The organism is Shewanella khirikhana, assembly GCF_003957745.1.
Classification (GTDB): domain Bacteria; phylum Pseudomonadota; class Gammaproteobacteria; order Enterobacterales; family Shewanellaceae; genus Shewanella; species Shewanella khirikhana.
The window spans coordinates 4,497,293-4,505,170 of record NZ_CP020373.1; the positions used below are offsets into that span (position 1 = coordinate 4,497,293).

Genomic DNA, 7,878 nt, shown 5'->3' on the forward strand with positions numbered 1-7,878 from the left:
GATTTCCTCAGATTTAGGAACCTGCGCAGAGTCCGCGTGATGTGCGAGGAATTGATGCTACTGACTATAGTTCAACGTCTATAACAGTTAAAATCTCTACCATTTGTTGTAGCCCAGTACCAGTTGATGTCTAAAAATACTATCCAAATTATTGATTTGTTTGCAGGTCCTGGTGGTCTTGGGGAGGGTTTTTCCTCTGTTGACAGGACTTTTCAGATTCTGGTCTCGGCTGAAATGGACCCTTTCGCTCATCAAACTCTACGCTTGAGAGCGTTTTATCGTTTGCTTTCTAATCACGCACCCCGTCAATTGGATGATTACTTTGCGTTCTGTAATGGTGTTTCTGACAAACCTTATAGCTCGGAAACTGAACCATTATGGGAAGAATCTGGCGAAGAAGCCTTGCAAATAGTGTTGGGTTCTGAGGACGGGAACGCTCGTCTGGACGGTGCGATTAAGAAAGGTCTTAATAAAGAAGCCCCATGGGTGTTGATTGGCGGGCCTCCGTGCCAGGCATACTCCATGGTTGGTCGTTCCCGAAACAAAGGGAAGAAAGACTACAGGCCTGAAGAAGACCATCGCCACTTTTTATACAAAGAGTACCTAAGGATTATTCAGCAGAATAAGCCAACGGTATTCGTCATGGAAAACGTTAAAGGGATCCTCTCTTCTACTGTCGGTGGAAAACGAGTTTTTCATGAGATTCTTCACGATTTGTCGAATCCAGATGCCGCTTTAGGTGCTTCAGACTGTGGCGATCGTTACGTGATTTGCTCGCTCGTTACTAATGCTCAGTACCATCATGGCGATGACGCTTCTAAGTTTGATGCTGGTCAGTTTGTAATTCGTGCTGAAGATTATGGCATTCCCCAAGCCCGGCATCGTGTGATTTTGTTAGGTATCAAGCAATCGCATTTTGAGACAGTTCTTGCCAAGGGACCATTGCCACTACTTCAGAAAGCACCAGTTGTTTCCGTCAGAGATGTAATTAATGATCTTCCAAAGCTGCGTAGCACGTTGTCTCGTGGCGGAGAATCGGAGAAAAATTGGGATTCCGTTATCAAGCGCCATCTTCAAGGGTTGCTGTCAGAGTCACGAGGGCGGGGTGATGTGGACTTGGAGAATGAGTTCCAAAGCACCTTAAAGGCTGTTCGTCGGGACTTATCTAAAGGCTCTTTGCGTTACACATGGAAACTTAGTGAGCAAAAGACTGGCACCTTGGATTGGTGGTATGGGAAAAACGCACAACTACTGACTGTTGTTTTGAATCATGAAGCCAGAGGGCACATGGATTCTGATTTAAAACGATACATGTATGCAGCTTGTTTTGCGCATGCTCGTGGGGTATCGCCGAAAGGGCATAAGGAGTTTAATTATGCTGGCTTGGCCCCTGCCCATGAGAATTGGGAGAGTGGTAAGTTTGCAGACCGATTCAGGGTTCAGGTTTATGACAGACCGTCCACCACAGTGGTAAGTCATATCTCCAAAGACGGTCACTATTTTATTCACCCCGACCCTGTCCAGTGTCGAAGTTTAACCGTGCGGGAAGCCGCCAGATTGCAGACATTCCCGGATAACTACTTCTTCCAGGGCAACAGAACTCAGCAATTCCATCAGGTTGGCAATGCTGTTCCTCCTCTATTGGCGTACAAGATAGCTAGGATTGTGAAGGAAATTATTGAAGCATAACCGCAGCTACAACATGTCCCGCATTCGGGGTGAAGATACCCGCCCCGAGATGTGGCTGAGGAAACGACTCCATGCATTGGGGTTTCGCTATCGGCTGCACGACAAACGTTTACCTGGGAAGCCGGATCTGGTTCTCCCCAAATACCATTCCGTGATCTTTGTAAACGGCTGCTTCTGGCATATGCACCAATGCCGTTTCTTTCAATTCCCTGCATCTTCCTCCACCAAAGGCCGTGGGCCGCAGTGGTGGCGGGAGAAGCTGATTGGCAATCGTCAGCGGGATCTTGAGAATATCGAAAAGTGCCGGGAGCTTGGTTGGCGCGTGCTGCTGTTGTGGGAGTGTGCGCTCAAGGGGAGGGATAAGTTGCCAGAACCGCAGATCATCGAGCAAATCACCCAGTGGCTGGAGTCCGGAAGTCACTATTTGGAAATACCTTTCCCCGCCAATTAGCACACTTAAAACTCATGAGCCGAGGAATTTGTTATTCGCAATCCAAGCCACTGACGGTTTTCTTCAATGGCTATCTGTGTTGTGGGGGCACTCGGTTTTGACTTCAACATCCATGTTGTTTTGTGCTTCATTTGGGGTGAAGGTCATGGGGCCGAAGAAACACGACCCCAGAACTTATCACCCAGAACCTCGAATCCAGAATCTAGCCCCCTAGTTCCTCGAATCCCAACTCACTCATACCTCAAGATCTGCGCCGGTTGGCTGCTGGCGGCCTTGAATGCGATGCTGGCAACCGTAATCCAGGTGATGGCGGCGACGGCGGTGGCGGCGAGCAGGTACACCCACAGGGATTGGCCGATGCGCTCTGCGGGGCCTTTACCTTCCTGGGTGTAATTTGATTCAGGATGGGGTTTAATTTCAGCCGGAAGAAAACGAAAAAAAGAGAATCAATAAATATGGACATTACCCGCAGGCAGTTTTCACAAAGCTTTACTTTTCTTATGTTTTCCAAGGCCTTTGAGCGGCTTGGCTACTATGCCATGCGGGCCATTTTGGTGTTGTATCTGGTCGATGTTGCCAATGGTCCCGGTTGGCAGCATGCCGATGCTCTGGAGCTTTACGCCACCTTTACCATCGTGGTTTTGGCGTGTCAGCTGCTGGGTGGCTTGCTCGCTGACTTGTTGCTGGGCACTCGAAAAGTGTTGTTACTTGGCGCGGCGGCACTGCTGCTGGGAAATGCCTTGCTGGCCACGGGTGAGGCGGCCGTGGTTTACCCGGGCGTCGGGCTGATTGCGCTGGGCAGTGGCTGCTCTGCCTCCAGCCATTTGGCATTGATCGGACAGCTGTTTTGCGAGCGACAGGAAAAGCTGGATAGTGCTCTGATATTGAACAGCTTTTTAATTAATCTCGCCGCTATGCTCAGTGGCATTTTGGTGGGTATCGCTATCAGCCAATACAGTTGGAGTGGCGGCTTCCTGTTTGCTGCTCTGGCTCAGCTGCTGAGTCTGGGTTGTATTCTGTTTATCTTGGGTAAATTGCCGGCGGTGACTGGTGCCAGAAGCCTGGACGCAGATGCCAGCGACTGGCCAAAACGGGATTTGCTGTGGATTATTGCCGTTCTGGCGGTGGGTGCGCTGAGTATGTTTGTTGGCGATTTGCATTTGGACGGTTTGCAGGCCGATTCTTTGCTTATCAGCAATGGGTCGATAATCGTGATGGCGTTGGCGCTGATATTCTTCGGGCCACTATTTTGGTTTAAGCCCAGCGCCTCTATCCCAAAATTGTTGCTGATAGTGGCGCTCTATATTCTGGCCTATTTTTGCAGTGGCCTTATCAGCGACCCTGACAGTGCCATGGTGTGGCTGTTTGTGGTTGCGGCGGGCCTGGTGCAGGCACTGTTGTACCCGCTGGCGATGTCGGTCTTGCTGCAAAGGGCAAACCCCAAATATCTCACCACAACCCTTGCCGTCGCGGCTATGCTGTTGTCTGCATAAGGCTTGTCTGCATAGGGCCTGTCTGCATAGAGCCTGTCTACATAGGGACGAAGCTTCATATCGACAGGTTTAGATGGCGCTTTGACTGACAGTCTCAGGCGCTGACTTTAGCCTTCTGCTCATCAGTACATTGGAGGCGATGGCGAACAGGCAGTAGCCGGTGAAGTACCAGAAGCCGGGCTCGAATTGGGCGTTCATGATGATAAGTTCGCCCATCTGCCCCTTGGCGTTGCCGGCAAGGTAGCTGACGATAATTGCCACCACAAACACATCGGCCATGCTCCATTTGCCGATGGCATCGATAAAGCCTTTAAGAGTGCGGGCAAGCGTGCCTGATACAAACAGCAGCACGGCCTGGGACAAAAGCTTCAGGGTGGGGATCACCACGGAAAAGGTGCCAATAAGTATGCCTACCAGCACGTTGCCGCTGTCGAACAGGTCAGTGATGGTACCGATAATGCTGCGGCTTTTTTGGTAAATCTCAACCTGACCTTCCAGCTGATTAAAGCCCAAAAAGGCCGATACCGAACCGAGGATGCCACGCACGTCGCCATCGTCGGTCATCAGCTCTATGGTGGTTTGGGCAAACTGGGATTTATCGGCCTGACCATCGAGGCTCAGCATCGGCAGACTCAGGCCCGGGATCAGTAGTGCCAGTGCTATCAGGATCAGCAGCAGTTGTGGCCATTTGCTTTTTGTGGTCATACGCACTCCATACTCCCAGCCCGAACGAGTCAGGCTGCGGCGGTAAAAACAGTGGTTATACGCCATGCGAGATGAAGACTGGCTGAATGGTTTCGTCCGATAGCGCAATGAGGATGGTATTAACACGGCTGCGCCCTTGGGTGAAGCCAGATGGCGCGGGTTCAGCCTTTTTGGCGACAGGATGATAGCACACAGGGGCTCGCTGACGTGGCGCGATAAGGCTTGGGTGGGTTTTAGCAGGTAAGCAAAGGCCTTTCTCTCCTGTGCGTTGACTGATAAGTTAGCCGAAAGATAATTAACATATCCTCAACAAATGACTGCCGACACATCGTTCGATTTTGCTGCCGCTGCTGCCCAATTTGCCGCCTTTGCCTGGGGTCCTCACATGCTGTTTCTGTTGGTGGGTGGCGGGCTGTTTTTCCTCATTTATTCAGGGCTTGCGCCATTTCGCTACCTTAAACACGCCATCGATATAGTGCGCGGGAAATACCCCGAAGCCGATGCTGCGGGCAATATCAGCCACGCCGGGGCCCTCTCCAGTGCCATGGCGGGTACCGTGGGCATGGGCAATATTGGCGGAGTGGCGCTGGCGATAGTGGCGGGCGGTCCCGGTGCCATTTTCTGGATGTGGATAAGCGCGCTGGTGGGTATGGCCACCAAGTTTTTTACCTGTACTCTGGCCATTATGTACCGCGGCCAGGATGAAACCGGCCGGGTGCGCGGCGGCCCCATGTATATCATCACCCATGGCCTTGGACAAAAATGGAAGCCGCTGGCGGTGTTCTTTTGTCTGGTGGGGCTGGTGGGTAACTTTCCGCTGTTCAATACCAATCAGCTGGTGCAAATCCTCAAGGAGTATCTGTTTCTCTCCCCTGGCGACAGCGGTGTGGCCGTGGGCAGTGGCGAGCATTTTTATTTAGAGCTTGGCATGGGTCTCGCCATCATGACCTTGGTGGCGTTGGTGATCCTGGGTGGTATTCAACGCATTGCCGCTGTAACGATTCGGGTGGTGCCGGCGATGATTTTGCTCTACGTCGGCTGCGCTTTGTATGTAATAGCGAGCCATATCGGCGAAGTGCCTATGCACCTGTGGCGGATTGTGGAAGATGCCTTTTCGGTACAATCGGTAGCGGGGGGCATTTTGGGCACCATGCTTACCGGCGTGAAACGGGCGGCTTTTTCCAACGAGGCCGGTATTGGCACCGAGGTGATGGTGCACGGCAATGCCAAGACCTCAGAGCCGGTAAAAGAAGGCCTGGTGGCCATGCTCGGCCCGGCGATAGATACCCTGCTGGTGTGTACTGCCACGGCGCTGATTATTCTTATCTCCGGCGTGTGGGAGCAGGGCGGCGCCAACGGCATCAGCCTGTCCAGTGCCGCCTTTGCGGCCACCATGCCCGGGGTAGGGCCTTATCTGCTGCTGATTTGCGTCAGCTTCTTTGCCATTACCACCATCTTCACCCAGGCTTTTTATGGCAGCCAGTGCTTTGCCTTTTTGTTTGGAGCAAGCCGTGAGCGCTGGTATTTGTACCTGTATTTGCTGGCGATTTTGTTCGCTGCCACCAACAGCCTCACCGACTTAGTCAACATCATTGACGGCGCCTACGGCCTGATGGCTATTCCCACCATGACCGCAGCGCTGCTGCTGGCCCCACGGGTACGGGCAGCCGCCAAAGACTACTTCCGTCGCCTGCGCGCCCATGGGCACCAACTGGCAGACAATGAAGACCCGGTGGCCCGGCGCTGAAGAAGATAGCGGGTAACGGATAAGCAATGCAGGGTTTGGGCTGGCACGTTTTTGGGCGTACAATCGGGCGCCCTGAAGCCGTATTTTACAGGATAAATGATGTCCAACTGCTCACCACTCAGCTTTGACTGGGTGTTATTCGATGCCGATGAAACCCTGTTCCACTTTGATGCCTTTGCCGGCCTGCAGCGCTTGTTTGCCCGTTTTGAGGTGGAATTCGATAAGGCGCATTTCCAGGAATATCAGCAGGTAAATAAGCCCTTGTGGCTTGAGTATCAGGAAGGGCGGATCAGTGCCAAAACCCTGCAGGAGCAGCGTTTTGCCCTGTGGGGTGAGCGGCTTGGGGTGGCACCGGGCGAGCTTAATTCGGGCTTTTTACAGGCGATGGCTGATATCTGCGCCCCCTTGCCCGGAGTGCCGGAACTGCTTGAAAGTCTGAAAGGCCGCTACCGGCTTGGCATTATCACCAATGGCTTTACCGAACTGCAGCGCATTCGGCTCGAGCGCACCGGCTTTGCCGATCACTTTGAACTCTTGGTGATTTCCGAAGAAGTTGGCCTGGCCAAACCCGATAAGGCGATTTTCGACCATGCGCTCGATGCCATGGGCAACCCTGCCCGCGAACGGGTGCTGATGGTGGGCGATACCCTGTCGAGCGATATTCAGGGGGGCCTCAATGCCGGGCTACGTACCTGCTGGTACAACCCCGATGGCAAGGCGGCTGACCCGGCTACAGTGCCGCATTTGGAAGTGCGTTGCCACTCAGATCTAAAGGCCTTTTTGGCTCCCTGAGTTAAGCGTTAAATGAACATAGACAAAGAGCGCCCGTTGGCGCTCTTTGTCTATTGTTGCCCCCTTGAGGCGATGCCAATCACATGGCCGAAGTGATTTTAACGCAGCGGTTATTTAGTTTAATCATCTGTATTGGAGGCTATAGACCTCAAGATACGGTTGTTTCCTTGCTATAAAGATAAATTTGAAGTGTGTGATCAACAGAGATGATGTGTCTATAGTTAAATAACGAAGCTATATGAAAAAAATATGAAAAAGATATTCTCACTTTCTGTTAACTATAGTATTTTTGATAAGATTGGATTTTTTGTTAAAGGGATGTTATGCGGTATATTGTTATTGCAGTTGTTCTTGTACCTTTTTTAATAGCACTATTTTGCTCTCAGAATTTAAAGAGAGAGAGTGTTCTTTATCTCAATGTTTCGGTAAAACTGAACAAATATTTTGATAGAAACACTGATAACGAAGTTAGCTCAGCCTACAACTTTGACACTATCTCTGACCGCATGACTCACTTAAATGGTAGAGCAGGTGAGTTGACTTTAGTTGCCTCGCAACAAAGCCAAGACCCTAGTGTTGGAATGATAGAAGTCTATGAAGATAAGTTCAAATTGTCGTTTCCTGCAGATGACAACACCATAATGCAACTTCCTAAGACTCCTGAGCAAATGTCTCAGGGCTTTCCGTCAGAAAATCAAAGCAATAAGTTTGTTGACCATTCGGCTACTCTAACGTTTTTGTCCAAAGAGGGAATTGAGGCAAGGTTAGTCAGCGGAGTTGAGGTTTCATTTGATTCATATACTTCTCCAAAATGCTGGATCCAATATCGTGAACGAGAATCTGGCAGTTGGTTCTTTATCAGTGAGAGTGACCAACCGATCATTCCTTTGCACGTTATGGATCTCCAGAGTGGCGTCACGGATACGGACTGTAGTTCGGTATTGGTGAATGCTTGGGGACGAAAAGTAATAGAGTTGACTATTCGATTCTCTAATCGCTAG

At 51.0% G+C, this 7,878-nt stretch carries 8 protein-coding genes; 7 read left to right on the forward strand and 1 reads right to left on the reverse strand.

The genetic code is table 11. From position 1 onward, the window contains the following. The first annotated feature begins 126 nt into the window (after positions 1–126). From STH12_RS19855 to STH12_RS19865, 4 genes are all read left to right on the forward strand, one after another. Positions 127–1,689, forward strand: coding sequence for a DNA cytosine methyltransferase (locus tag STH12_RS19855; RefSeq protein WP_126169144.1), 1,563 nt, complete (start codon positions 127–129; stop codon positions 1,687–1,689). Continuing rightward, entirely contained in the window at positions 1,679–2,140 is a 462-nt protein-coding gene (locus tag STH12_RS19860) for a very short patch repair endonuclease (protein ID WP_126169145.1), read from the forward strand. Before STH12_RS19855 ends, STH12_RS19860 begins: the two co-directional genes overlap by 11 nt. A gap of 257 nt (positions 2,141–2,397) precedes the next feature. After that, positions 2,398–2,538: a hypothetical protein gene (locus STH12_RS21470; protein WP_164551259.1), complete on the forward strand. Its 141-nt coding sequence runs from the start codon at positions 2,398–2,400 to the stop codon at positions 2,536–2,538. Between the two features lie 57 nt (positions 2,539–2,595). After that, positions 2,596–3,633 carry an MFS transporter gene (locus STH12_RS19865; protein ID WP_164551260.1) on the forward strand — a complete coding sequence of 346 codons (1,038 nt, stop codon included), beginning with the start codon at positions 2,596–2,598 and terminating at the stop codon, positions 3,631–3,633. 69 nt (positions 3,634–3,702) lie between these two features. On the opposite strand, the gene STH12_RS19870 is transcribed toward STH12_RS19865, so the two are convergent. Then, positions 3,703–4,338, reverse strand: coding sequence for a paraquat-inducible protein A (locus STH12_RS19870; protein WP_126169147.1), 636 nt, complete (start codon positions 4,336–4,338; stop codon positions 3,703–3,705). A gap of 313 nt (positions 4,339–4,651) precedes the next feature. On the opposite strand from STH12_RS19870, the gene STH12_RS19875 reads away from it, so the two are divergent. From STH12_RS19875 to STH12_RS19885, 3 genes are all read left to right on the forward strand, one after another. After that, complete coding sequence (locus tag STH12_RS19875) at positions 4,652–6,085, forward strand: alanine/glycine:cation symporter family protein (RefSeq protein ID WP_126169148.1); 1,434 nt, start codon at positions 4,652–4,654, stop codon at positions 6,083–6,085. A 99-nt stretch (positions 6,086–6,184) separates the two neighbouring features. Then, a complete protein-coding gene (yjjG, locus tag STH12_RS19880) occupies positions 6,185–6,877 on the forward strand; it encodes a pyrimidine 5'-nucleotidase (protein WP_126169149.1) in 693 nt (230 codons plus the stop codon). A gap of 323 nt (positions 6,878–7,200) precedes the next feature. Beyond that, on the forward strand, positions 7,201–7,878 hold the full coding sequence (locus STH12_RS19885) for a hypothetical protein (RefSeq protein WP_126169150.1): 678 nt from the start codon (positions 7,201–7,203) through the stop codon (positions 7,876–7,878).